Genomic DNA, 25,278 nt, shown 5'->3' with positions numbered 1-25,278 from the left:
AAATATAGAAAACCATAATCGACACTAAGCTGCCCAGCGTGTTTATGTAAAAACCAGTTCTTTCAGAAATGACTCGCCTTGGTTATGACCTTATCATCAATTTATCTTTAATAAATGGCCTACAAGATCAATTCAGTCTGCCTAGCTATTCTGCTATTAAAACACAGTATTCATCGCTTGTCCTTCCTATAAAGAAGCAAATAGAAGACGCAAATAAATTCATTGCTATAAACACCGTTACAACAGCTTAAGTATCCACTTCGATGACAACCCATTGAAGATCACACAAAGACACATCACTTGAAATACATTGAAAATATCAGGACTCTACACAGCCTTATTTTCATTTTTTAAGTCACCCCCCTACTTATGGGCTGTTTTTGTATATTATTAATTTTATTGAATAAATAGTCACAAATACCTTTTAATTCATTTTTTCTGTCTTTATACCCTCTCATTTAAATCAAATTATTTTTATCTTTTTGTAAAATAATTATTGACAAGAATATGACGTTCTCCTATATTTGTTGCAACGCAGCAATGCTGCACCGCACAAATTTTATGACTGAACCTTAATGAGGACATTACCATGCAACAATGGATCGATTTAAACACTAAACTTGCTAACGATAGCCTAGCTACTCTTAAGCAGTTCGGCGAGCTAAACGTTAAAACAACTGAAGCTTTTTTCGCACAACAGAAAGAAATGACTGAAGGCCTAACTTCAACTACAGAGAAAAACATTGAGAAGCTTTCTGCAGCTAAAGACCCTAAAGATTTCTTCGAAATGCAAAAAGAAATGTTTCAAACTTCTATGGATCTAGCTCTAGGAAACTGGAAGAAAGCAATAGCTTCTACAGAATCTAACCGTGCTGCATACAAGAAGCTTTCTGAGAAGTCTCTAAAGACTGCTAAGACAAATATGGATAAAGTTGTTGAATCTGCAAAGAAGGCTACAACTGAAGCTACAGAAGCAGCTAAAAAAGCAGTTAAAGCAGCAAAATAAGTATTGAAAAAATAGTAGTGGCTAATTTTGACTATTCTTAAAAATAGTCGCACTATATAGTCACACTGGGCTTCTCCACTTTTCTTGAAACAATAGAACAAGTGGAGGAGCCTTTTCGTTATAAACCGCTAGATGATGGAGAGTTTTAAAGATGGGAAAGAATAACGTTGCCCTAGTAACGGGTGGTACAGGTGGAATTGGTGAAGAGATTTGTAGACAATTAGCAACAACAGGTTGCAAAGTTGTAGCAAACTACTTCCCTGCAGATAAAGAAAACGCAGAAAGCTGGCAAGCAGCTCAAAAAGAAGCAGGTTTTGATATTGAAATCTCTCCTTGTGACGTAACAGATTTTGACGCGACTGGCGCAATGATTGAAGATATTCAAAGCAATATTGGTCCAATCGACGTATTAGTTAACTGTGCGGGTATCACTCGCGATGCAACGATCAAGAATATGGACATCGATGCATGGAAAGCAGTTATCGACACTAACCTTACTAGTGCATTCAACGTAACAAAGCCAGTTCTTCTAGGAATGACTGAGCGCGGTTACGGACGCATCATCAATATTTCTTCTGTAAATGGCCAACGTGGTCAATTCGGACAACCTAACTACTCTGCTGCTAAAGCAGGTATTCACGGTTTCACAATGTCTGCAGCATACGAAGGCGCACGTAAAGGCGTTACTGTAAATACAGTTGCTCCTGGTTACGTTTCTACTGCAATGACAGAAGCTATGCCTGAGAATGTATTGGCTTCAATCATCGGTGGTATCCCAATGGGTCGTATGGCTCAACCAGCTGAGATTGCATCTGCAGTACTTTGGTTAGCAAGTGAAGACAACGCTTACACGACAGGTGCTTGTATCCCTGTAAACGGCGGACTATTCATTAGTCACTAATTTTTTCGGCTTTTACAGCAATGAATAATTAAGTAAAAAATACCTTCTTTAATCGATGATTATTGAGGGTATTTTTGTATTTGGGATCTATACTCTACCTAACGTTGTTTAATATTGATTAGCTTTAATTTATTTTAAATAACTTATCCTTTGTTTGACTTTAATTGTCTTTAATTGACTTTAATTAAGTCTAACAATCGCTAACAATGTTAAAACACAGCAAATATCAGATCTCTAATTATTAGTCTCTAGATATGGATCTATTAGTAAACAAAAAAGGATATAAAAAATGAGCGAAGACATAGTAATCGTTGCGGCAGGTCGTACTGCAGTCGGTAATTTCAGTGGAAGCCTGGCTTCTGTTCCGGCATCAACATTAGGTGCAAACGTCATCAAAGGACTCGTTGCGCAAACAGGTATTGATCCTGCAAGTGTGGACGAAGTCATCATGGGTGACGTATTGACCGCTGGTTTAGGCCAGAACCCTGCGCGTCAGGCAGTGATCGAAGCTGGGCTTCCAGAATCAGTACCAGCAATGACAATCAATAAAGTGTGCGGCAGTGGTTTGAAATCAGTGGTACTTGCGTATCAGGCGATCGCTTGTGGCGATGCTGATATCGTAATTGCAGGTGGTCAGGAAAACATGAGTGCAGCACCTCACGTTCTTCCACATTCAAGAAATGGCCAGAAGATGATGGACTGGACAATGAAAGATTCCATGATCACAGATGGCCTTTGGTGTGCATTTAATGATTACCACATGGGTATGACAGCAGAGAATATTGCTAATCAATACGGCTTTACTCGTGAAGAGCAAGATGCTTTTGCCGCTGGTTCACAGCAAAAAGCAGAAGCTGCGCAAAAAGCGGGTAAGTTTAAAGATGAAATCATTCCTGTTGAAATTCCACAACGTCGTGGTGATCCAGTTGTTTTTGCTGAAGATGAATTCATCCGTCACGGAACTACAGCAGAAAGCTTAGGTAAATTACGTGCTGCTTTCACCAAAGAAGGTACAGTTACAGCAGGGAACGCTTCAGGTATTAACGATGGCGCTGCAGCGGTAGTTGTAATGACTCGCTCAAACGCAGAGAAGCTTGGTCTTGAGCCACTGGCTAAAATCGTAGCAAGCGCATCAACAGGTGTTGACCCTAAAATCATGGGTACCGGCCCTATTTCTGCAAGTCAGAAGTGTTTAAAGAAAGCGGGTTGGACTGTAGCTGATCTAGACCGTGTTGAAGCTAACGAAGCATTCGCTGCACAAGCAATGTCAGTTAACAAAGACATGGAATGGGATTTAAGCAAGATCAATGTAAACGGCGGTGCAATTGCAATCGGACACCCAATCGGTGCTTCTGGAGCTCGCGTACTGGTTTCATTACTTCACGAAATGAAACGCGAAGATGCAAAGAAAGGTCTAGCGACTTTATGTATCGGCGGCGGAATGGGAATCGCACTTGCTGTAGAGCGTGCATAGTTCCTGCCAGATATGTTTTAAATGAATATTTAATAGATTTAAAACGTGTCGCTTAATAAAAAGCCGTTCTTATGAACGGCTTTTTATTTGCTATTTTGCAGCTCAACTATTCAACGGCGATTCAATAGCTATAGGCCTTACTTGCATGGCAATGCGTTAATTGAACTAAGGAAAGTATTTATTATGTCACCCCCCTACTTTGAGGCACTTTTTTAGAATCAATGAAATGAAATCAAATCAAATCAAATCAAATCAAATCAGCTTAACTGTTTATAGACTTTACACTGAATGGTATTGTCGATGTCATTGTCGATGAAAATACGATTTTAATTAATCTCTTCCTGTACCCTTCTGTCCAATGAAATTTATTTGTTACAACGACTGGAATCAGCTACCCAAAAGTAGCGCTGCGCTTTTTACGAAAGCGGAAAACGACAGCCTGTTTTTTTCGCGCCATTGGTTTGAAAATATTGTTGCAACAGCACTCGATGATGAGCAAAAACTACTGCTAGCCTGCGTGGTTGATGAAAATACGAACGATGAATCTAAGGTTTTAGCAATCCTGCCCCTGATCACTCATGACAATAAAGAATGGTCTTCACTTTGCCACTCTTACAGCTCTCTCTACTCCTTTTTACTGTCAGAAAACGATCAACAAGAGATTCTTAGTTGTCTTTGTCAGGGCTTGAAGACGCTATCGTTTGACTATCTAACCTTACAACCTGTTGCTGAAAATGATAGTGCCATAGAAAGCTTCAAACAGATGATGGAAAATTCTGGCTTCTCCTGCCATCGACACTTTCGATTTTATAACTGGTGTCATCGAACTGAAGGTCAAAACTTTTCCGATTATATGGCAGATAGGCCCTCTAAAGTGCGCAATACCATCGCACGCAAACAACGCAAACTTGAACGTGAGCATGGTTACCGTATACGACTCCATATAAACGATGATATTGAGAAAGCCTTATCTGACTATCACGACATCTATAAAGTGAGCTGGAAGGCGAATGAGCAATACGAACAGATTGTTCAAGGCTTTACTGACAGAGCCTCCAAATCAGGCTGGACAAGACTAGCTATCCTTTATATCGACGGACAAGCTGTGGCGGCTCATCTTTGGTTTGTGGTAAATCGTAAAGCCAGTATTTTTAGACTCGTTTACGATGAAGCGTGGAAGCAATATTCACCTGGATCAATTCTGATGGCTTACTTAATGGAGTATGTGATAGATACCGACAAGGTTGAGGAGATTGATTTTCTCACGGGTAATGATCTGTACAAACAAGACTGGATGTCTGAGCGTCGAGAAAGATCGGAGCTTACCTTCATTCTGAAATCAGAACCTGAGGTAAAGCCTAATTTGTTTACTAAAATTATTAGAATGGTTAAAGATTAAGTAAATAAATACTTTTGAGTTAATACGTTCTGATACTAAAAAAGTGTCTAACTCTGAATAAATTCTATTTAGGTTTTTAAAAAACAAATCCTAATAACATTTAATAGGTGAAGAATAGCTTAAATGTAATATGACTAATTACGCTAAATCTAAAAAGCAAAAAGGCCATTCAATGAATGGCCTTAATAACGTTTTCAGGGTTAATTGAATCGTTACTTTTCTTTGCGTTTTTACCTAACTTTTAACAAGCTTCCTACTAAGTATTTATTTAGCTTTTTTGTTCGCTAAATCTTTAGCTTGTGCTGGCCAGGTACTGGTGTCAAAACGACGGTTCTTAACATCTAGCGTATCCATTTTTTCCAGAATCTGCTTCGGTGTCATTGCCGCTATATCTGAGTAACTATTGAGGCCTAAAGAGCTCAACATTTCAGCAACTTTTGGACCTACTCCACTAATAACTGTTAAGTCATCTTTGGCTGATGAAGCTGCCGGAGCTGCTTTTTTAGCTTCAGCAACAGGTGCTACTTTAGGAGCCGCTGGCTTCTTAGGCGCTTCTGCTTTTAAATCCAACTGAGCCTGACTCGCTTGAGGTTTCGCGTTTTTAGCCGCAGGTTTTGACTGAGTAGCAGGTTTAGCTTTCGCCGCCGGTGCTGCTTTTGGGGCTGCTGGCTTTTTAACTTCTGCAGTCTTTACTTCCGCTTTTTTAGCTACTGGTTTTGTCGTTTCAGCTTTCTTAACTTCTGGCTTTTTGGCAGCAGGTTTCTTCGCTACTGGTTTTTTAGCTTCGACTTTCTTAGCAGCAGGTTTTTTCGCGGCTGGTTTTTTTGCTTCAGCTTTCTTAGCAGCTGGTTTTTTAGCTGTTGCTGGCTTTGGCTTTTTAGCAGGATCTAGCTTTGTGTATTCAACAACAGGTGAAGGATCATCCATCTTTGCTTTAACATAAGTACCTGGTGCAGCTTCAATAACTTTCAAGCCACCTTTACCTTCAACACGAGCTTTTACTGTTTCACTAGCTAAAGGACGAACCCATGAATCCCAGTTTGGCCACCAAGATCCTTCGTTAACTTCGGCTGCATCAGCCCAGGCTTGAGGATCATCAGGCAGTGTATCTGTTACTCTGTAGCCATACTTCTTAGCTTCTGGAGGATTAATAATTCCTGCGATATGACCTGATCCACCTAGGATAAATCGTGTATCGCCAGAGAATAATTTCGCACCTGAATATGTTGATAACCAAGGAGCAATATGATCTTCAACAGCAGAGATAAAGCACACAGGAATATCAATACTTGAGATATCAATTGGCGTGCCTTTAATGCTTAATTTATTAGGCTTACAAAGATTGTTATCTTTGTACATATTACGTAGATACCAGGAGTGCATGGTTGGTGTCATACGTGTTGAATCTGAGTTCCAGTAAAGTAGGTCAAACGGACGTGGATCGTTACCCAATAAATAGTTATTTACATAGAATGACCAGATCAAGTCATTAGCGCGAAGCATATTAAACGCACCAGACATCTTAGAGCCTTTTAAACAGCCCTCATCCTGCATCATCTTTTCCAAGCCTGCGATCTGCTCTTCATCAATGAATACACCTAACTCACCTGGATCGGCAAAATCAATCATAGTCGTGAAGAATGTGGCAGATTTAACACGATTGTCGCCATTCGCTTTCATATAGGCTAAAGAAGTAGATAACAAAGTACCACCAATACAATAACCGATAGCATTGATTTCACTTTCGCCTGTAGCTTGCTCTACTGCATCTACAGCTGTCACTACACCTTCTGTTACATAATCTTCAAAACCGACGTCTTTGTAGGTTTCATCAGGATTAATCCATGAAACAACAAATACGGTGTGACCTTGATCTACCATCCACTTCAGCATTGAGTTCTTTGGCTGTAAATCCATGATGTAGAATTTGTTGATCCATGGCGGAACAATCAATAAAGGACGCTTCAATACGGTATCCGTAGATGGTGTGTATTGAATCAACTGGAACATTTTGTTCTGGAAAACCACTTTACCCGGCGTTGTAGCAACATTCTCACCAAGCGTAAATGCTGATGTATCTGTCATGCGGATTTTAAGCTGACCTTCACCCTCTTCCAAATCTTCAAGCATGTTTTTCAAACCATGCACAAGGTTTGCACCTTTGGTCTCAATTACTTTTTCAAGTACTGCAGGGTTTGTAGCTGCGAAGTTAGTCGGAGACATTGAATCTAAATAACGTTCAGTGAAAAATTTAACTTTTTCAGCCGTTTTATCATCTAGTCCTTCAACATCAGAGACCGAATTGCGCATGTATTCCGAAGTTAGTAGATATGACTGTTTGATCAGATTGAAGGCAGATTTTTCTGACCAATCATCATGCTTAAAGCGACGATCACCTTTTTCTTCAGTGATCACAGGATCAGGTTTAGACTCATCATTCTCAGAGAACGTGTTTGTTAAAGCCTGCTGGCCGAGTTGCATGGATTTAGTCCAGAAATTCATGCTGTCTTGCATAACTTTTCCTGGGTCCTTTACAGCTTCAGTGAACCATTTTGAATAAGCGTCACTGAGCTTAAATGGGTCCATATCTTTAGCTTCGTGAGCTTCTGCAAATACTTTCATGAGATCTTCTACATGCTTGAAGTTATTTCTCATTTCTTCAGCTGCAGATCCAAACCCCAATGCGTTTATATCTTCTTGTTTAGAATCGGACATATCATCCTCCAAAATACAATGATGTGTGATTATATATTACTGTGTATATAAGGTACTTATTAAGCTTTTGTAAGCTTATTAAGCGATGTTAGTAAGTGTATTTTTAAACTCTTCCATACTTTCTTCAAGACGCTTGCTTACCTTCTCAGTAATCTCTTCTTGTGTCTTTTGAGCCATTTCGCTGATTTCAGTCGAATTTGCTAATGCTTTTTCATAAGCCTGCTGAATTAATTCAACTTGCTTGCTAGCAGCTTCTTGTGGTGATCCAGAACTTGCAAGTGCTTGAATAGCATCTGTCGCTTCTGTCATTGCCTGCTTTAGCATTTCTGCCTGACGCTCAAGCAATACTTTAGAGCTATCTGCAAAAGTCTGGTTAGTAGCCATTAATAACGCTAAGTTTTTTTCTTGTGATGCTTTGATTGCATCAAAATCGAATTTACCTTTAAGCGTATCGTTGAATGCATCCATATTGAAAGCATCCATGTTAAAAGTACTTTGAAGTTGCTCTGCTACTTTACTTGGATCAAATTGCTCAAATACTTTTGTAAAGTCAAATGGGTTGTTAGTAGACATAATAAAATCCTTAATAATAATGTTAGTTAATTTTTTTGGTACAACAAAAACAATCACGCTGAATTGCTGCACTGCACAATTAACAATAATAGAGATTTTAACGAGAATGTCAACCCTTTAAAAGGGTCTATTAAGCAAGTTATATCAAGCTTCTTGCTATTAGCGAATTAGTCGCGTGTTAGCCATGGAACAAATGCAACAGCTTCACCTATCACTAAAATATTTCCATCACTATCCACACAGGTGGTTTTTAAGGTCACGATGGGTTTTGTTTCATGAATTTTGATTACTTCAACACTCGCAATCACTTCTGTATCAAAATAAACAGGCGCTTTAAATTGTAGATTCTGCCCCATATAGATGGTGCCCTCACCCGGCAAATGCGCACCAAGTAACGCTGAGAATAGACTTCCCACTAACATTCCATGAACAATCCTGTGTTTGAATTGAGTTTCAGCAGCATAAGCTGCATCTAGATGGGCAGGATTCTTATCTCCAGATAATTCTGCATAATCAATCACATCCTGTTCTGTGAACGAACGAGTAATAGATGCGTTATCTCCAATCTTTAAAGTGGTAGCCATATTTTTCTCTCTGTTTTTTATCAATAAAAGTACTTTTACTTTCTAGCTTCTTATACTTTAGTCGCATTTTTTTATTTAGGTAAAAATAACTGAAACTAGTTTGATAAAGGTCGTATTTATGAGCTTTGATTTGATAACTGTTGCAAGCTTTTGGTTTATATCTCCTACTCTAAAAGATTCTTTTTCGAGTCAAACTTTGATCTAAATATTGAAAATAAAAAGTAAAATTACGTCGCAAAGCATAAGTTCTTTTTAGTCATTTCAAAAAACGAAACGAACAGTGCATTTGCGAAACAAAAGCATTGTTTTTTTATGCTTCCCTAAAGGAAAGGCGTAGCCGCTTAAAAAATGGCCTAAAAGGCGGGGGGTGTCTTTTATATGATTGATAGCGTAACTAAGTCTTAAGATTGTTTAAGCAGTGTAATTTATAAACAAACTCTAGTTATAAACTGATTATGAACAAAAAGTATTCAAAATAACCCTTACCTTTCGAGATACTTGCATTAATTCAGCATTAGAGTATAAATACGCCACCTGCTGCGGCGCACAAATCGTATGCTTACCATTTATTTTCTAATAATTCAAAAAAATCAGGGCTATGTTTTACTATGTTATATCAACTCCATCACCGAATAAATAAGTCTGTTAAACCATTAAACTTTTGGGCACAGGCCTGGAAAACACAACTTTCGTTAACCTCTATATTACCTTATAACTTTGATTACTTTATCCGCCCCACCATTGCACATTTAGAATTAATTGAACGCATTACCAATACATACGAAGAGCCTGAATTTGATCTTCCTTATACCGAAGTAGATGGTAAAAAAACCAAGATAACCGAAGAAGTCGCTCACTCACTTCCCTTCTGTGATTTATTGCATTTCAAACGTGAAGGAAACCACGATCATCCCAAGGTATTGTTAGTTGCACCTATGTCTGGGCATTACGCTACCTTGTTAAGAGGCACCGTAGAAAAGTTTATACCTGACCATGAGGTTTACATTACAAACTGGAAGAACGCTCGTGATGTGCCACTAAAAGATGGTGGATTTACTTTTGATGATTATGTACGTTACCTCATCGAATTTCAGGATCATCTTGGCCCAAATACGCACCTCATTGCCGTCTGCCAACCCAGTGTTCCGGCGATCGTTGCAACTACCGTGATGTCTGAACGCAATAATCCGAATGTTCCTAAATCATTGACGTTAATGGGTGGGCCGATCGATACGCGCTTAAGCCCCACAGAGATCAATGACTTTGCATCAGGTAAAGACCTCGAATGGTTCGAAACTAAAGTCATCAATACCGTACCACGCGATTTCCCTGGTGCAGGACAAAGAGTCTACCCGGGCTTCATTCAACTTTCTGGTTTTATGAGTATGAATCTGGATAGCCATGTACAAAAGCATTACAAATTCTTCGGCGATTTAGTCAAAGGCGATGGTGATAGCGCAGAAGCTCATCGTAAGTTCTACAATGAATATTTGGCGGTAATGGATTTACCCGCTGATTTCTATTTAGAAACGATTCGAAAAGTATTTATCGATCATCGTCTACCTAAAGGACAAGTACACTTTGAAGAAAAGAAAATAGATCCTAAAGCAGTCAATAATACCGCGCTATTTACTATCGAAGGTGAAAACGATGATATTACCGGAAAAGGCCAGACTAAAGCTGCTCACGACATTTTAAGTAGCATCCCTAAAAACAAAAAGCACCACTATGAACAACCAGGTGTAGGTCATTATGGAATCTTCAATGGTCGTCGTTTCCGCGAAGAGATTACACCTAAAATCAAGGCGTTTATTAAAGAAAATAACAAATAATAAAAATGCCCTTAAAGTACGGGGGTGTCTTACTGATTTAAAGCGGTTTTAACTAATAACACCGTGACGTTATCAGTGGCACCTCTGGCTAATGCCAAATCCATGAGTTCTTGTGCGGCATATTTAAGACTATTTTGCTGTAAAATTTCTTCTATATCCTTATCACTGAGTTCTTTAAACAGTCCATCACTGCAAAGCAGGTAGATATCCCCTTCCACCACTTCATAGCTTTGAGTTTCTGTAAACAGTGGCGATGACACGCCGACTGCTGCAGTAAGGTGTTGAGCTAATGGGTACTTTTCTGCATCTTCAGGGCTAAAGCCTGCATCAATAAATTCATTAACCCGATTATGATCTCTAGTGAGTTGCGATAATTGATTATTTCTTAATTGATAGATACGGCTATCACCTGACCATAAACAAACAATACTATTTCTCTGGGCGATTAAGACACAGACCGTACTCGCAATAAGCGTTCTGGTCTCTTCTCCACCACTTTTCTCGATAAGTTCGTCGTTGGTTTCTTGTAAGTTATCATTAATTTTATTAACAAAACTTCCAAAAAAGCGGCCTTTGTTAATTTTTGAAAGCTTTTCTACAATTAACTGACTGGCAACATCACCAGACTGGTGACCACCCGCACCATCTGCAACAACCCAGAATCCTTTATCACTCGATTCTAAAAAAGCATCTTCATTATGGTCTCTTACGCATCCCTGATTGGTTATGCCAATGGACTGAAACGTGAATTTACTATCTAATAATCTGTTCATCGCTCCACCCTCTTTTATCCCACTCTCCATCCATGAATGTCGCGACACTTTTATGTGGAGGTAGGCCTTCAGTTATGACAAAACTCGGCGGTATTTTTTCTGACCCGAATGTCCTCCAGACGCTGTACGAAGGATAAAAAGTGTTCAACATACTGTTGACTAATTCTGGGTAAACGACTCTTAAACTTTCATTTTCATGCACCGGGAAATTCCAGGCAGAATCTTCATAGCGATTCATTGTGGATTTCTTTAAGGTAATGGTACTGTCATCACCATTCTGGTTGCCTAAGACTGATAGTTTTTCATCAAATTGCTCTATCGAAAAATCATCTTCTAAACAATAAAGCAGGATATCCTCAGCTGACTTTAACCAGTCTCTACTGGTTTCGATGAGTTGCAGTGGATTTGTATTCATGGGAAATGACTTGCATATCGTCATTGGAAAATACCGACCGACGCTATCGACACTTGGCATCATTACACCCAACCAGGTCTGGTTTCCACATATTCCCGGAGCTAACACATATTGATACAGGGGCGTTGTTAGGTAGGACTCCATCCAGCTTTCACCTAATTCTGACTTGCTGTGGGCGAGTACTTCCCGTAGCCAGGCATCCCAGGGATCTGTGAAATTTCTGGGTAATGATTTTGTTATAAAATCCCCTTTTGAAGGGACTTTACCGTAATAACCAATGATCGATGTTTCTTCTGTCACTTTGGGCACCTGCATGATTTAAGGGCTTTCATTTTGCTAAAAAACTTAAATGGATTCTCTTTGAGTGTGGGAGTTTTAACTTCGAAAACTGCATTGCCAAATGCAGGAATTCTTATCTGATCATTTCTGACTAATTTAAATAAACCCCACTGATCAGTTGCGTCGGCTAAGGTAATAAACTTCGGAGCAATGGCAGGATTTCTAAAATTTGCCACTGCTGTAATGGGTGACGCAGGCCACGAATAGACTTCTTGTGGCCTAATTGCAGAACCTGGAAAAAAATTATTCTTGGTGCTACCTATTGATAGCTGTATCTTTTCAACATCAGGGCTAGCGCTAATTAATTTCAAGGTTAAATTGATATTAAGATTTCCTGCTGAAAAAAAAACAGATCTCAAGCGTTCTGATTCAGCTAGCATGTTATCTAAGGTATTGACCACACTCGGGTCGAAGTCATCCGTTTCTTTTAAGTTGGATTTTTTAAACGTATCTGCCACGCCGCCTATGGCAAAAAAGTTATTAAATTCCGAAATATCAACGCCTTTTTTAGAACGTTGATTGAATGGGAATTTATTTTTAAAGGCTTTTTCACAAGGCTCGCATAAGTCAGCACGAGCAGCTTGTATTAATTCCTTAGTTGCACCTTTGGTTACTTCTATTCCTATGATCTGCTTTGCTTCAAGAATCGGTTTATTCAACCAGATACGCATTATTTCAGGGAGCTTATCTACAGCTGCATTTAATTCTGCCAGAGTTGTTTTTACTTTATCTGAGGTGCCTTTCCCTCCTGATATGTCTTGATACAATCCTTTATACAAATCGTCTATGAGTTGCATGGTTTCTTTTAGTTGATCTTCTGCGACTAATTTATGCAGGGGCTTAAAATGACTATCGACGACTTTCAAAGTCTTTTTCAATTCAATCGCATCGCCTATTAAAGGTAATTTATTGTCGTCACTAAAGTCGGTTTCACTTTGCAGTGCTTTTAAAATATGAGTAAACAAGTCGCCGCTATCAGCCGTTAATGGACGAAGAATTTCTGATGCCTGTTTGGTATTTTCGAGTGGACGAATCTGTAAATCTAACAGTAAATTGCTCCATGTTTGAATGTAATCATCTTGATAGAGTTGCTGAATCGTTGATTTTATCGTGCCTGTATCACTCAAGATCTGCTGAGAATCGCCAAGTACCCAACGGTCTTCTTTCAGGTTTTTAACGATATCGTTGTATTTAGGCAGGAAGAGTTTTGAAAAGCCTTCTTTGGTAAACAGACTGGGTATCCCGACAAGAAATGGATTGCCACTTTTTCTTTCAAAACTACTGCTTATCGAACTTAAACCTTCAAACTCTGCAATTTTAAAATCAGGTACTATCGGGCTATTTAGTGCTCCATTTTTCAACTGAATATATGCTAGCTTAGCTGGGTCATTTGATAATAACTCTCGCGCTTGTGATACAAGGCCTTCATCTACAGTGATAGGATCACTAGGAGGCTCTTTTAACAAGGCATTAAAATGACCACTTAAAGTCACATCCTGATCATCATTGCTGTTGCCGTCACCATCCCAATCTACATTCCCTATTGAAGGCGAAGATGCACCTGCTGGCGCTTCTCCTGCTAAGTATAAGTAGGTTTTTAATAAGCCAAATAATGCGGTTGGATTATCGATATTTTTACTGATTAATTCTTCCAGATTTGCCTTCGCATGAGGCCTTAAAATTTTACGTAGTAACTCACGATATCTTTCATCCATGATCAACCTTAAAGAATCGCCTTGATATAAGCCAAGACGGGCAAAGATACTTGGATTTTCTGTAATATCAGAGTAGCTCTGCGTTAATCTTTTAAGTTGATTTAATAAAGGTAGTTGATCTTCCAAGGTACCTTTATAGGGCACGGCTTCAATTTGGTTTTCAATGACTTTTACCTGCTGCTCATACTCATCAATCAATTTTTGATTTTGTTGATAACTGTTAAACCATAGGCCTGCTACAGCAATAGTCGCTAGCCCAATAACGATCGTCAAGCCATTACGAACCCATTGCATCTTTTTAACAAACTTACGATTGACACCAGCAAGACCAGATTCTTTAAAAATCACATCTTTTAATAAACCGTTTATAAAGAAACTTTTACCCTGACCTGAGAAGTTAGAGAGTTGTTGTCTGGCAATTCCAAAACCACTGGCGAGCGATCCCATTATTCTGTCAATTGACGTGCCTTCCTGGGTTGCACTGGTAAAATAGTACCCTCTGAACATAATAGGTTTATGAAATTGTGAATCTTGAAAAACCTTACCCAGGAAATCATTCATCTTTAGTTTTAATGAGCTGAATTGTTGCGGAAACAAATAGATCGCCTGACGCCTTTCCAGATCTCTTTCTTTTTCAAGTTTACTCAACACCTGACCATGAATTCTATCTTCCAGTAATTCAAACTCTTTAATAAAGAGTTCGGTGTTATTCACACTGGAGGATTCATTTAATGGAAAAGTCGTGCCCCAAACCTGCTTTCGATCTTCTCTATTTATATCATCAAAATAATCACTAAAACCGGCGAGAAGATCACTTTTGGTGAACATCATATAGACGGGGATTGTGATATTTAACTGCTCATACAATTCCGTAATTCTGTCTTTAATAGAATTCGCGTGGCTTTCCAAAGCATCTTCAGAGAGTTTCATCATATCGACCAGACTGATTGCTACAATCACGCCATTTATGGGTTGTCTGCCTCGATACTTTTTTAATAAATCCAGAAATCCTAACCAGGATCCTTTATCTACATTTTTATTGCTGTCTTGCGTGGTATATCGTCCAGCGGTATCCAATAAAACCGCATCGTTAGTAAACCACCAATCACAATTTCGAGTACCGCCAACGCCATGCAGGGCTTCTTTTCCATATTTCTCGGATAAGGGAAACTCTAATTCGGAGTTTGCTAGTAAGGTTGTTTTTCCTGCCCCTGGTGGACCAATGATAATGTACCAGGGTAGTTGATACAGGTATTGCTTATCTGATGACTGTTTGTCACCTAAACGCACTCCTTTAAGTGCCTCAACTGCCTCTTTTAAGCGGCTATCTAAATGACCTATTTCGTTATCGGTAGCTTCATCTTCTGGAGACAGTGATGACTTTGAATCATCTGATATCTGATCGAGCATTTGCTTATTTTTTTGTCTTGCTCTGAATGCCTTCCACAAGTAATACAATGCCCAGATTACAGCAATAGCAAGAATCAGAATCATCCTGTTTTGTCTGGATTCAAACGGTAACCTTCCGCCAAAACCTAAAAGCGGCCCCAGAAACCAGATAAGTGCGGATATAGCAATTACACCTTGAAGTGATTGAAACCAGGACTGCTTAAGTATTCCAAATATTTTTTTCATCAAGTATTCCCGTCTCTCAATCGAGTATGATTTCTACGCGTCGATTTTTAGCTCTTGCGTCTTTAGTTGATCGGGCATCAAGTGGTTCGATATCTCCCTTACCTTGAACCGTTATTCTATTTCTCAGGTTAGGCGCAAAGTCTTGTAGCATTTCTTTTACGGTCGTTGCTCTCGCTTTAGACAAAGCAAAGTTATCGGCAAATCGTATCGAATTTCTGATCGGGACATTATCCGTATGGCCAATGACTCTGATACTATGTGCATTGTATTCAGGAGCAGCTATTATCGCTGCTATTCGTTTAATAAGTGGTTCACGTTGCTCAGTAATCCGGTCGCTTCCTGAAGCAAACAAACCACGATCACCTCTTAATTCGATAAGTGTTCTACCATCATTCTCTCTTGGTCTAACATCTACGTACTCTTTACCTATTTCTATCGGTAATTGCGCTCTTATGGCTTCTATTTCTGATATTTTGGGTGGAATCGGTACCTCGGGAACATCCAGCTTAACGATCTCCCTCTTCACGGGTTCTGCTTTTGAATTGAGCAGAGAATATAACCCTAAAAACAACGCTAAAAGTAATGCGCACGCAACTGCAATGGATACCCACAAGGGTATCGTTTTCGATAAACCTTTTGCTTCTGTCTCAACACCTTGCCAATGAGGCGATAAGAGAGGTTCCATAGAACCGCGCTGCTTGCGAATTAATTCACTTAACCAATTCCGAATTTGAAATAGTTTTTCTTTTCCGGCATTGACGATTCTATATCTGCCTTGAAACCCTAACGCCAGACAGACGTATTTGAGTTCTAGTAAATCGATATTTTTAGAGGGGTTTTGTCCAATATCTTTCAAGCTATGAAAAAATTGATCACCACCTGAAACTTCTTGATGAAAGATACTGAGTAAACTGTTTTCGCCCCAGCCACTTTCATGTCCCCAAGGCGTATTAAATATCGCTTCATCTATTGTTGTGCATAGCGCATATCGTGCGTTTTCTATTGTTTGTTGGTCATAACCTTCTTTTTCTGCACTTAAGTTAAAAGCTTTAATTTCATCCACCAACTTCCGTTTCAGTTGCTCTGGATTGTTATGCGAAGGACTATTGTATAAACGTGAAATGATAGCGAGTAACGCCGAAGCCGCACTTTCAAGAGGATTAATTTTGCCCAAGTTATGTAATGGTATTTCACTACCTTCTGAACTCGTATTGAACTCGACCTGTCTTTCAATATCCTGTCTTCTACCACCAGGCACTGGTCTGATAATAGTATGATCTGAACCACCTGAAGAGAAGAATGGGTCATCTGAATTAGACATATCAATACCTCATTAAAAAATTACTTTTTAACTACCTGTTCACTACAAACTACAACTAACAATCAATATCAGTCTCTAATTGCCCAAAGCTCTAATTCCAGGTTTTCTAGCTTCGTACCAACATGCACGGCTAGACCTCCTGAAGTTGAAAGAGGCGCCCAAAATTCATGTGCTGAATTCATTTCAAAATAGGAAAATCCGGAGTGATAAGGGATTTGACGTGGAGCAACAGCCAATGCGGTTAAATCGATCCCTGGGATGTGTGAGTTAACTAATTCGCGTATTTTTTCTACACTCGAAATCGTACTTTGTCTTGGAAATTTGCTTCTTATTTTTTCTGTGGCTACATCAGCTTTAACCGCTAACACAAATGTACAGCTATCCAGTAAGCTCTTGTCATTAATAATGGCAACCCAGATACCATACTTATGCTCTTCAATATCGAGACCTATCGCTTTTTGCTCAATGACAGAACTTAGTGCTTTTCTAATTTCATTCATGACAAATTCAAATGAGAACTGCTGTTGATCATGAATGTATTCTTTAAACTCGATTGGACGCCTTGTCTCACTGGTAAATGTGGCTAATTCTCCCGCTAAAACAATTAAAATTCGGTAGAGCTCTTCAGGGAAGATATCTTTGTTAATCTGTAGATGCCTGAATAAGGGTTCGTATTTATTGACGAGTTGCAATATCAGAAAATCAGTAATCTCTGATACTCCTGCAGAACCAGGAGCTGCTAGTCTGCTTGCCAAAGCCTCGCCACGATGTTTTAAAAGCGCTTGAACTTCTTTGATAAAACCCATTATTTGCTCAGATGTATTGCAATGCATTACTGCTGGAATATAGGATTCATCTAATTTCACTAATTTATCTTTAGTACTTTCAACAATTCGAGCTATTGGGATGACACTGTATGCGTTCAATTTGTCATTTTCAGAGAGAATGCTTATATTTAAGCAACCTACTTGTAAGTCTGCTTCTCCTTGAATTTTTCCTGTATGCAAATCCCCAACTTGTATGTCATTGATTTGATATCGTGTTAATTTGTTTTTCCCTTCTGACTCTTCGGTCATCAAAAGAGCATTTGGTTGAATTAATGGCACAGCGAGATAAATCAAACAGTTTTTATCATCCTTAGGCACCTCAAAGGGAGCTGGTGCAGGTGTATCATTCGGGATACCAAATGGTGTTCCGTCAGCAAAAATTCCCTGAGCACGAACAATCGCTATCTTTCCCAGTTTTAATAACTGAGGGTCAATTTCAAGATTCGTTACACCCCAGTTAAAAGGCCTTATTCCCTGACAGCGACCTTCAACCCAATTTTGAATAAAACGCTCTTGTTGTTGTAGATGCTGAGGTCTTAGGAATAAACCTTCATGCCAGACAACTCTATCTTTATTCATCCATAAACCTCGTAAGACATTATTTATCACCTCTGGCATTTTTTAATTTTTCAACTTGATCATCGTAAGCTTTTGCAAATTCCTGACCGAATAAACGATTGAAGTCATCTTCAGCTTCACCCTCTATGGTTTGATAAAGAAACTCAAATGCTTCCCATAATTTTGCTTTTCTGTGTATTGGAATACTGGCACTTATAGGACTTTGGCGCTCCAGCCGTTCGATGAGATTTTCCGGTTCAAACCTTTTCAACACTGAAGTTAAAGACGCTTGAATACCCGATATCACGGCTACTTGATGTGACTTAATATCATCATAGGCTTCGTCTATCGCTTTCGCAGAATCCATTTGAGATTTACTTTTTTCTAACAATAATTTAGTAATCGCTTCTTCAGCAGTGATAGAAAACTTAATCGGATTATTTTCTATGGGACGAATAGTTGTCATATCCATTCGCATCTCATTTTTAATTTCAGCACGCGATTGGAGTACTTCCATAGTGCCTTCTATCGATTTTCGAAATAAACTCCCTGCGAGGTATGCATCTTCTTTTGTGAACTCACCACTTTGAGGCTTAAGTTCAACCCCCATTCCTTCAAAGAAGTAATTAAGAAAATCAGTATTGTTATCTTCAACATTATTGAATGTTGCAGCTTTAGGTATATCTGTTTTATCTTTTATTTCAACCTCATCCTCGATCACTCCAACGTCCGCTTTCGGAGCAATATCTGCTACTTCTTTCTCAGATATTTCTGGGATATCTTCTATCTCAGTTTCAGGTAGTTCTTCATCGATATCTATACTTGTTGAAAATGGATCTACTATTCCTGTCAGCAAATCATCAATGGAGCTTTTATTATCATCAGTAGTAATCCAATCATCTGGTATAACTGCTGATGAATCGTTGCTTTCAGCATCAATATCGTCTGACTCTATTTCGATGTCTTGTTTAATGTCATTAAAGAAATCTTGATCTTTGTCTATGTCTTTGTCCTGTTTGGTGACATTAGGCGGTTTGAAGAAACTATCTAGATCAGGGATATCATCATGATTTTCCTTAGTATTGCCTTTAGTACTTATCGGTATGTCTTGGTCATCATCTAAGGTAAATTCACCAGATTGAAAAAAAGGATCATCTGAACCAATACTATTCTCCATGTATTGACTGTCTTTATCGATAGCCTCAGAAGTCGCTGATATTTTTTCTTCCACATTACTTTGTATTTCAATGGGATCATCTAAAAGATCAGCAAATAAGTCATCAGTAGGTATTCCAGCTGCTGATGATGTTGATGCTGGAAGCTCTTTATCCTTGAATTCATCATCAATAATTGAAACTTCAATACTGTATGTTCCCATTACCAACTGATCCCCGTGACCAACTTTATGACGATTCCCCTTGCCCAGCGGAGATTTATTACCATTAATAAATACACCGTTCGTACTGGTATCTATGATGTAGAAACTACCTTTGTCATACTCTATTTTTGAATGACTTCCGGAAAGGTGTCTATGCTCATCCGGTAATACCCATGAATTTGATATCTTGCGCCCAATAGTTCCCCCACTTTCTTTAAACTCATATTGCATAGAGGCTGTTGGAGTTTGATTTTTCGTTTGTATTACCTTAAGCATTAGCTGCATAAAAATACCGTAAACTACTTAGTAAAACGTTATAAACAGATTTTTGGTGATGATGTTCTTCTATCACGATCATTCCTCTGTTCTTCCTACAATCATCTGAACCTGATGCAAACTGTCGGGTGCCAAATCCTCCATTAGTGCCAGGAAGTCTTTATCTACCAAGCTTTTAGCTCTTTGCAAAATAAGTGGAATCGGGCTACCTGGTTCGTTTTTATGATAATAATCTTCTATCTTTTCTATCGCTGAAATAACATCTGCTCTTGTATTAATACCAGCCGGTTTTGCACTTACAGTGATGTTTTCGCTAGCGCTAGCGTGATCTATTTCAGTTATTAAAGTTTCTTCTTTACTATCACTTACACTATCAAGATGTTTCGCAATCGCAGATTTTGATTCTTTTAATATTTTGAGAAGACCCTCAAAATTGGGAGCTCTTGCGTCACCAACATGTTCTTCTTGTTTTAATAATGAAGAGACTTTTTGAAAATTTTCAATACTCTTTTCTAAATCAGAATGGACAGCTTCTCTAACCCCTAAATCACTACTTTTGAAAATAGCATCGGCTAACATGGCATCAACGCCATCTGCATTCTCCTCATCACTTCCAGATTTAGGATTACGAAGATCATAAAGGCTGACTTTTCCAACACCTTTTACACTTAATAATTCAATTTTTTGAAGTGAAAGTAAAAAGTTAAAATCCTCAAAAAGTGCGAGCATATTTAGTCTTTCTGTAGGGTCATTATCATCAGGATCTACTTCTGGGTGTATACACCCCCAAAATTTCTCTACTATTCCAGATAACAATCTCGCCCCATCAGCAAGCCCCGCATAACCTTCGAGATTAATAAGCGCTTGTGTCAAACTAATTACAACTTCCAGGCTATGCGTTTTTTTACATAGTTCTAAGCAATTTTTCTTAACCAGTTTCCAATCTGGCTCTTCACCCTCTATAACATCTTCGCCTATACGCTGTTCTGGCTTACCTTCTATAGCACTCCTTACTTCCAAAAAAAGCGGATCATATTCAAGGTTTTCACCGCATGCGGTATCCCCTTCGTGATCAACTAATATAGAATCTACATCCAACATGGATTACTCCAACTTATAATTTATGACATCACAAAATTAAAAATAATAATTGCGATAAATATCAAAGAAACTCTGATCTTCGTTTTTATAGAAGCTGTTAACTTCCGATTATTTTGATAAAACTCTTTAACCCCAAATATACTCAGAATTAGTACTATTACTCCTAATATAATCTCTATTGAAAACATCATTCTTCCAAACCTTCTCAAATAAACTATTTGTCCAAAATACTTTTATTAGTACCTAAATCTTCGTCAGTCTTTAACATCGCCATATGCATTGGTTTCTTTGGAATTAGGCTTATCGACATATTTTTTGTACCAAGGCTGTTCAGCTTTGGGGGTATTTGGCTCTTTATTTAGTTTTTTTTTAAATCCACGTTATTATGTGTATGCGTCCAATCTTTTTGTGATTGAGGAACTTGTTGAACAGGTCTTGGTGCACTCCCCCTAAATGCAAAGCGTTGTTCAGCAATATCATAAGATCCAAGATTTACATTTGCCTTGCTTGATTTTCCACCAAATTGGGTACTTATAACGTAATTACCGGGGGGGAGAACAAAATTCGCAGACGATCGCCCACTTACCGCTTTTACACGTTTACCATTTTTGGTGACAACAAAAGAGGTATTCAAAGGTCTGCCATTGAGTGTTGCATAAGCTCTAATTTGTCCATTCACAACCTTAGGTGGAGCTGCTTTTTTAACAAACTCGAAGGCTCTTGTTATATTTTTAGTGGTTAAATTAATATTACTACTTTTCCATTTTCCCGCATAACTCGTAGCTATTTGATAACGACCAGGCTTAAGATTTACATTCGCGGTTGACTTTCCTTTGACTCGTTTAATCTCTTTGCCATTCTGTTTTATTATAAAAGAGGTTTTCAGTGGTTTTTTATTAAGTGTCGCTATCAACCTTACTCGCCGAGTTTTATTTTGTTCTGCTTTGCGCTTTGCTTCTAATTCTGCAAGACGTTTTTCTTCTTTTTGCTTAGCAAGTTTAGCTAATCTTACTCTTTCGTCCTCCCTTTCTATTTCAGCCTTTCTTTCTTTCTCTTCTTCCAACTCTCTTGCTTTCTTTAATTCTTTTTCCTTTTCAAGTTTCGCCAATCGTTCTTTTTCGGCTTTGTTTTCCAGTTCTTTTAAACGTGCTTGTTCTTTTTGCTTATCAGCTTCTTCTTGTTCTTTTTTTTGCAACTCAGCCAAACGATTTTGTTCTTCTTTCAATTTCAATTCTTTTAAACGTTCTTGGTCTGCTTTAAGCTTTAATGCAAGTAAACGTTGCTGCTCTTTACTTTCCAGATCGGCTAAACGCTCTTGTTCTTGTTTACGTTCCAATTCTTCTATTCGTTTCTTATCTATTATTCTTTGTTCTTTTCTTAATCTTTCTTGCTCTTTAAGTTCAAGTGCAGCAACACGTTCTTGTTCCTTCTTTTTTGTTTCAATTTCAGCTAAACGTTCTTGTTCCTTTTGTTTTTCTCTTTCTGCCAGTTCTTCTTCTTTTAGCTTTTCTAGTGCTATACGATCTTCTTCAATTTGTCTTTCAATTTCAGCAGCACGATCTTCTTCTTTTAACTGCTGTAACTTATCAAGTCGCTCTTGTTTAACTTTCTCTTTTTCTAAATCAGCTATTTCTTGTTTTTTCTTTTCTTCAGACGCTATTCGTTTATTCTCTTTTTTTTCAATTTGAGCAAGCCGATCTATTTCAACTTGCGGATCAATTTTAATAAATTCTATTGAATCTTTTTCACTTTTTCCTGCACCCAACCATCCAGAAACTTTGTCATAGTTTGTGACACCAAAAGCCAAACCTGCAACAAGGACTAGTGATGTAGCTATCCCCGCATATAAACCTTTGTTACTTTTTTGATCTTTCTTTGGAACTTGATAATGCCCTGTTTGAAGAATTTGAGTTTTATCATCATCAACCTGAGGAGGGATTTTATGAATTACAGTTTGATCAACATTAACAGCATTCTTTACCGCTTCGACAAAATCACCTACTGTCTGATAACGATCATCAGGTTCTTTAGCAAGAACTTTATCTATCGTAGGCTGTAAAAAACTGTATTCAGGGGGTAACTCAGGTGGAGCAACGGTTGTATGTTGGTGAATCGCTTGAATAGTAGATTCAGCTTTAAACGCCTTTTGCCCAGTAAGCATCTCATAGAAAACCAGACCCAAACTATAGATGTCAGACCTATGATCCAAGTCTGTAGTAACAGCTTGTTCGGGGCTCATATATTGAACTGTCCCCATTGTATAACCCATACGAGTCAATTCACCCGATGTATCCTGTAGTTTGGCAATACCAAAATCCGTAATAACGGCTGTATCATCTTCTCGGAATAGGATGTTCCCAGGTTTTATATCTCGATGGATATAACCTTTAACATGCGCGTAATCTAATCCACTTGATGTTTGCTCCAGAATTCGAAGTGATTCTGCGTAGCTGAGTTTACCCTTCTCTAATTTTGTCTTGAGCGTTCCATTGGCTAAGTGTTCCATTGCCATGTAAAGAATAGAATCATCAATTACACCAACATCGTATATCCGAACAATATTACGATGTTCAAGGCTAGCAATAATTTTGCCTTCGCTTAAAAAACTCTTGCGAAAATTTTCATCTCTAGCCATATCAGGAAGCATGACTTTCAAAGCAACATTTCTACTAAGCATATCCTGCACAGCCAGATATACCGTAGCCATTCCACCTCGGCCTAGCTCACTATCAATTGTGTAATTTGGAATTTCTATCATTCTTAGATATTAGTTTCCGTATTTTGATGGTTTAGGTTAGGGGGTTATCATGGGGTTATTATTTATCACCCCCCTACTTTTAAGCACTTTTTTCAGCTTATTCTTTCTTAATCAAACATATTTTTAAGTATAGTAGTTATTTACAATTCTAGATTAAGTATATGAGCGAAGATTCATCAGAAATGTGACAAATTACACAATTTGAAAACTTATTTGGAAAATACAAAAAATTTTGCTTTAAATTACTAGTTCAATAAATAGTTATAGAATCTAGGATTCTATTTGTTATCTAACTACTGGAGATATTTGCGCAACAAAGAACATTTATTTATTAATTTATTTAAATGACTATTGAGTCCGCCAATCACGCACCCAATGCTCTATGTTCATGTAGAAATAATTATTTATTTGCCTAGATATATGTGTATTTTGTCGTGAATAACTTCCGTTAACCAGGGAGTTGGTTCGACCGTTGCTTGGTCTGCGAGGAGGGGCAGCTGCGGCTTCATCTGATAATGCATCCATGCCTTTCCCTAAACGAATCCCTACACTTTGTGCATTAGCGCTATTATCAATGCTTCTGGCATCGTTATAGAACAAACTTAAATATCTCTGTACAGCTACTCTGTCTGTTCCATGATATCGGTGTGCATACGCCGCTGCATGTCTTTGTAGTTCCCCAACCTCACCAGTTTCAAAATTAAGAGGGTAGTTAAATATAGTTTTTGTAAATGAAGTTCCAAAAGCAACCAGTTGTCCAGATCTATACCCCTGTCGTGCAGCTCGACGGGTCATCCAAAATGTCAAATCACGCACAGCCAGAGCAATGTCAATGGCCCACATAAAGGGGGCAAGTCTTTGCATGTTAGCAAAGGCACCACTCAAAAATCTTGCCATTGTGACCGTACGTCCACCGAACATACTACCCAGTATCGATTCGATTTTTAGGATAAACCTAGAAGTGCTCGGATATTTCGCAGCAATTTTATTGAACAATCTCCACCACATATACTCATGTAAACCTAACTGAAATGTCGCTTCCGGAACTATCGATTCGTTCCCAATTTTCAGAGGTAATGACCCCTTTATACTGACAAAACATAGATCAGAATCCCAACCAAGACTCAATGATGTATTTCCAAACCCAATGCTGGCGTTCAATCCGGAAACTAAGGGGCTAAAGTGGCTGGCACGACACTCCCCATCAGTTGCAATTTGCTCAAGTACATTATCGATTTCATTAAGGTTTATCCCCGCAGAAAATCCTGCCTTGACTCTCTCAGAGATGGCGACTTCGATAGAGCGGCCGGCGCTAATTTCCCTTTCTCTATTAATTTCAATAACTGAGTTAGTCGTTACACCACCAACAGCTCCGCTGGCATTTGGGAGATGCGCACTGGCTGCAAGTTTAAGCTCTCCCTTTGCGATAAATCTATGTCTGATTGAAAAAACATCACACGCACTACCATGTGGAATCTTTATTTCAAAACCACTCGCGAAATCCGTCATAGAAGTACCACTCCTGGCCAGTATATAAAAAAGTATGCAATTAAAGTCTGATGATACAGATTGATCTAATAGTAAAATGTGATGAAATTCACATATTTAATATAATGAGAGGGTCACCCCCACTGCTGTCCCATAGTTATTCAAACTAAAGAAAGCCTGAACTTCAATTGTTATAATGTTTGTACCACC

The 25,278-nt window shown here is 38.5% G+C and carries 17 protein-coding genes; 5 read left to right on the top strand and 12 right to left on the bottom strand.

The window, feature by feature from the left end; genetic code table 11:
- Positions 1–589 precede the first annotated feature (589 nt).
- The 4 genes from Q1A31_RS05385 to Q1A31_RS05370 all read left to right on the top strand — a co-directional run bounded on the left by Q1A31_RS05385 (position 590) and on the right by Q1A31_RS05370 (position 4,780).
- The gene (locus tag Q1A31_RS05385; RefSeq protein ID WP_299873454.1) at positions 590–1,006 is read left to right on the top strand and encodes a phasin family protein; all 417 of its coding nucleotides are present in this window, start codon (positions 590–592) and stop codon (positions 1,004–1,006) included.
- A 151-nt stretch (positions 1,007–1,157) separates the two neighbouring features.
- A complete protein-coding gene (phbB, locus tag Q1A31_RS05380) occupies positions 1,158–1,907 on the top strand; it encodes an acetoacetyl-CoA reductase (RefSeq protein ID WP_299873451.1) in 750 nt (249 codons plus the stop codon).
- Between the two features lie 289 nt (positions 1,908–2,196).
- Positions 2,197–3,381 (top strand): acetyl-CoA C-acetyltransferase, encoded by a 1,185-nt coding sequence (locus tag Q1A31_RS05375; RefSeq protein WP_299873448.1) that lies wholly within the window; start codon positions 2,197–2,199, stop codon positions 3,379–3,381.
- A 358-nt stretch (positions 3,382–3,739) separates the two neighbouring features.
- Positions 3,740–4,780, top strand: coding sequence for a GNAT family N-acetyltransferase (locus tag Q1A31_RS05370; protein WP_299873446.1), 1,041 nt, complete (start codon positions 3,740–3,742; stop codon positions 4,778–4,780).
- A 264-nt stretch (positions 4,781–5,044) separates the two neighbouring features.
- Here the strand turns inward: Q1A31_RS05370 and phaC are convergent, their stop codons facing one another.
- The 3 genes from phaC to Q1A31_RS05355 form a co-directional block, all read right to left on the bottom strand.
- Positions 5,045–7,495: a class I poly(R)-hydroxyalkanoic acid synthase gene (gene phaC, locus Q1A31_RS05365; protein WP_299873443.1), complete on the bottom strand. Its 2,451-nt coding sequence runs from the start codon at positions 7,493–7,495 to the stop codon at positions 5,045–5,047.
- A gap of 78 nt (positions 7,496–7,573) precedes the next feature.
- Positions 7,574–8,068 (bottom strand): phasin family protein, encoded by a 495-nt coding sequence (locus Q1A31_RS05360; RefSeq protein ID WP_299873440.1) that lies wholly within the window; start codon positions 8,066–8,068, stop codon positions 7,574–7,576.
- 167 nt (positions 8,069–8,235) lie between these two features.
- Positions 8,236–8,652 (bottom strand): MaoC family dehydratase, encoded by a 417-nt coding sequence (locus Q1A31_RS05355; RefSeq protein ID WP_299873437.1) that lies wholly within the window; start codon positions 8,650–8,652, stop codon positions 8,236–8,238.
- A 608-nt stretch (positions 8,653–9,260) separates the two neighbouring features.
- Between Q1A31_RS05355 and Q1A31_RS05350 the strand changes: the two genes are divergently transcribed.
- A complete protein-coding gene (locus tag Q1A31_RS05350; protein WP_299873434.1) occupies positions 9,261–10,484 on the top strand; it encodes a polyhydroxyalkanoate depolymerase in 1,224 nt (407 codons plus the stop codon).
- 29 nt (positions 10,485–10,513) lie between these two features.
- Here Q1A31_RS05350 and Q1A31_RS05345 read toward each other — a convergent pair whose 3' ends face one another.
- From Q1A31_RS05345 to Q1A31_RS05305, 9 genes are all read right to left on the bottom strand, one after another.
- The gene (locus Q1A31_RS05345) at positions 10,514–11,257 is read right to left on the bottom strand and encodes a PP2C family serine/threonine-protein phosphatase (protein WP_299873432.1); all 744 of its coding nucleotides are present in this window, start codon (positions 11,255–11,257) and stop codon (positions 10,514–10,516) included.
- Positions 11,238–11,972, bottom strand: coding sequence for a type VI secretion system-associated protein TagF (tagF, locus tag Q1A31_RS05340; protein ID WP_299873428.1), 735 nt, complete (start codon positions 11,970–11,972; stop codon positions 11,238–11,240). Before tagF ends, Q1A31_RS05345 begins: the two co-directional genes overlap by 20 nt.
- Positions 11,969–15,361 carry a type VI secretion system membrane subunit TssM gene (gene tssM, locus Q1A31_RS05335; protein WP_299873425.1) on the bottom strand — a complete coding sequence of 1,131 codons (3,393 nt, stop codon included), beginning with the start codon at positions 15,359–15,361 and terminating at the stop codon, positions 11,969–11,971. The genes tagF and tssM overlap by 4 nt, the downstream gene beginning before the upstream one ends.
- A 16-nt stretch (positions 15,362–15,377) precedes the next feature.
- A complete protein-coding gene (gene icmH / locus Q1A31_RS05330; protein ID WP_299873422.1) occupies positions 15,378–16,682 on the bottom strand; it encodes a type IVB secretion system protein IcmH/DotU in 1,305 nt (434 codons plus the stop codon).
- Positions 16,683–16,750: 68 nt separating this feature from the next.
- Positions 16,751–18,088: a type VI secretion system baseplate subunit TssK gene (gene tssK, locus Q1A31_RS05325; RefSeq protein ID WP_299873420.1), complete on the bottom strand. Its 1,338-nt coding sequence runs from the start codon at positions 18,086–18,088 to the stop codon at positions 16,751–16,753.
- A 19-nt stretch (positions 18,089–18,107) separates the two neighbouring features.
- The gene (gene tagH / locus Q1A31_RS05320) at positions 18,108–19,721 is read right to left on the bottom strand and encodes a type VI secretion system-associated FHA domain protein TagH (RefSeq protein WP_299873418.1); all 1,614 of its coding nucleotides are present in this window, start codon (positions 19,719–19,721) and stop codon (positions 18,108–18,110) included.
- Between the two features lie 78 nt (positions 19,722–19,799).
- Positions 19,800–20,822 carry a type VI secretion system protein TssA gene (tssA, locus tag Q1A31_RS05315; protein ID WP_299873416.1) on the bottom strand — a complete coding sequence of 341 codons (1,023 nt, stop codon included), beginning with the start codon at positions 20,820–20,822 and terminating at the stop codon, positions 19,800–19,802.
- A 358-nt stretch (positions 20,823–21,180) separates the two neighbouring features.
- Entirely contained in the window at positions 21,181–23,580 is a 2,400-nt protein-coding gene (locus tag Q1A31_RS05310) for a serine/threonine protein kinase (protein ID WP_299873414.1), read from the bottom strand.
- A gap of 348 nt (positions 23,581–23,928) precedes the next feature.
- The gene (locus tag Q1A31_RS05305; protein WP_299873412.1) at positions 23,929–25,089 is read right to left on the bottom strand and encodes a hypothetical protein; all 1,161 of its coding nucleotides are present in this window, start codon (positions 25,087–25,089) and stop codon (positions 23,929–23,931) included.
- Between the last annotated feature and the right edge of the window lie 189 nt (positions 25,090–25,278).

This window comes from uncultured Cocleimonas sp. (assembly GCF_947495625.1).
Taxonomy (GTDB): domain Bacteria; phylum Pseudomonadota; class Gammaproteobacteria; order Thiotrichales; family Thiotrichaceae; genus Cocleimonas.
The sequence above is the reverse complement of the archived record's forward strand: the minus strand, read 5'-3'. Positions and strand labels throughout refer to the sequence as shown.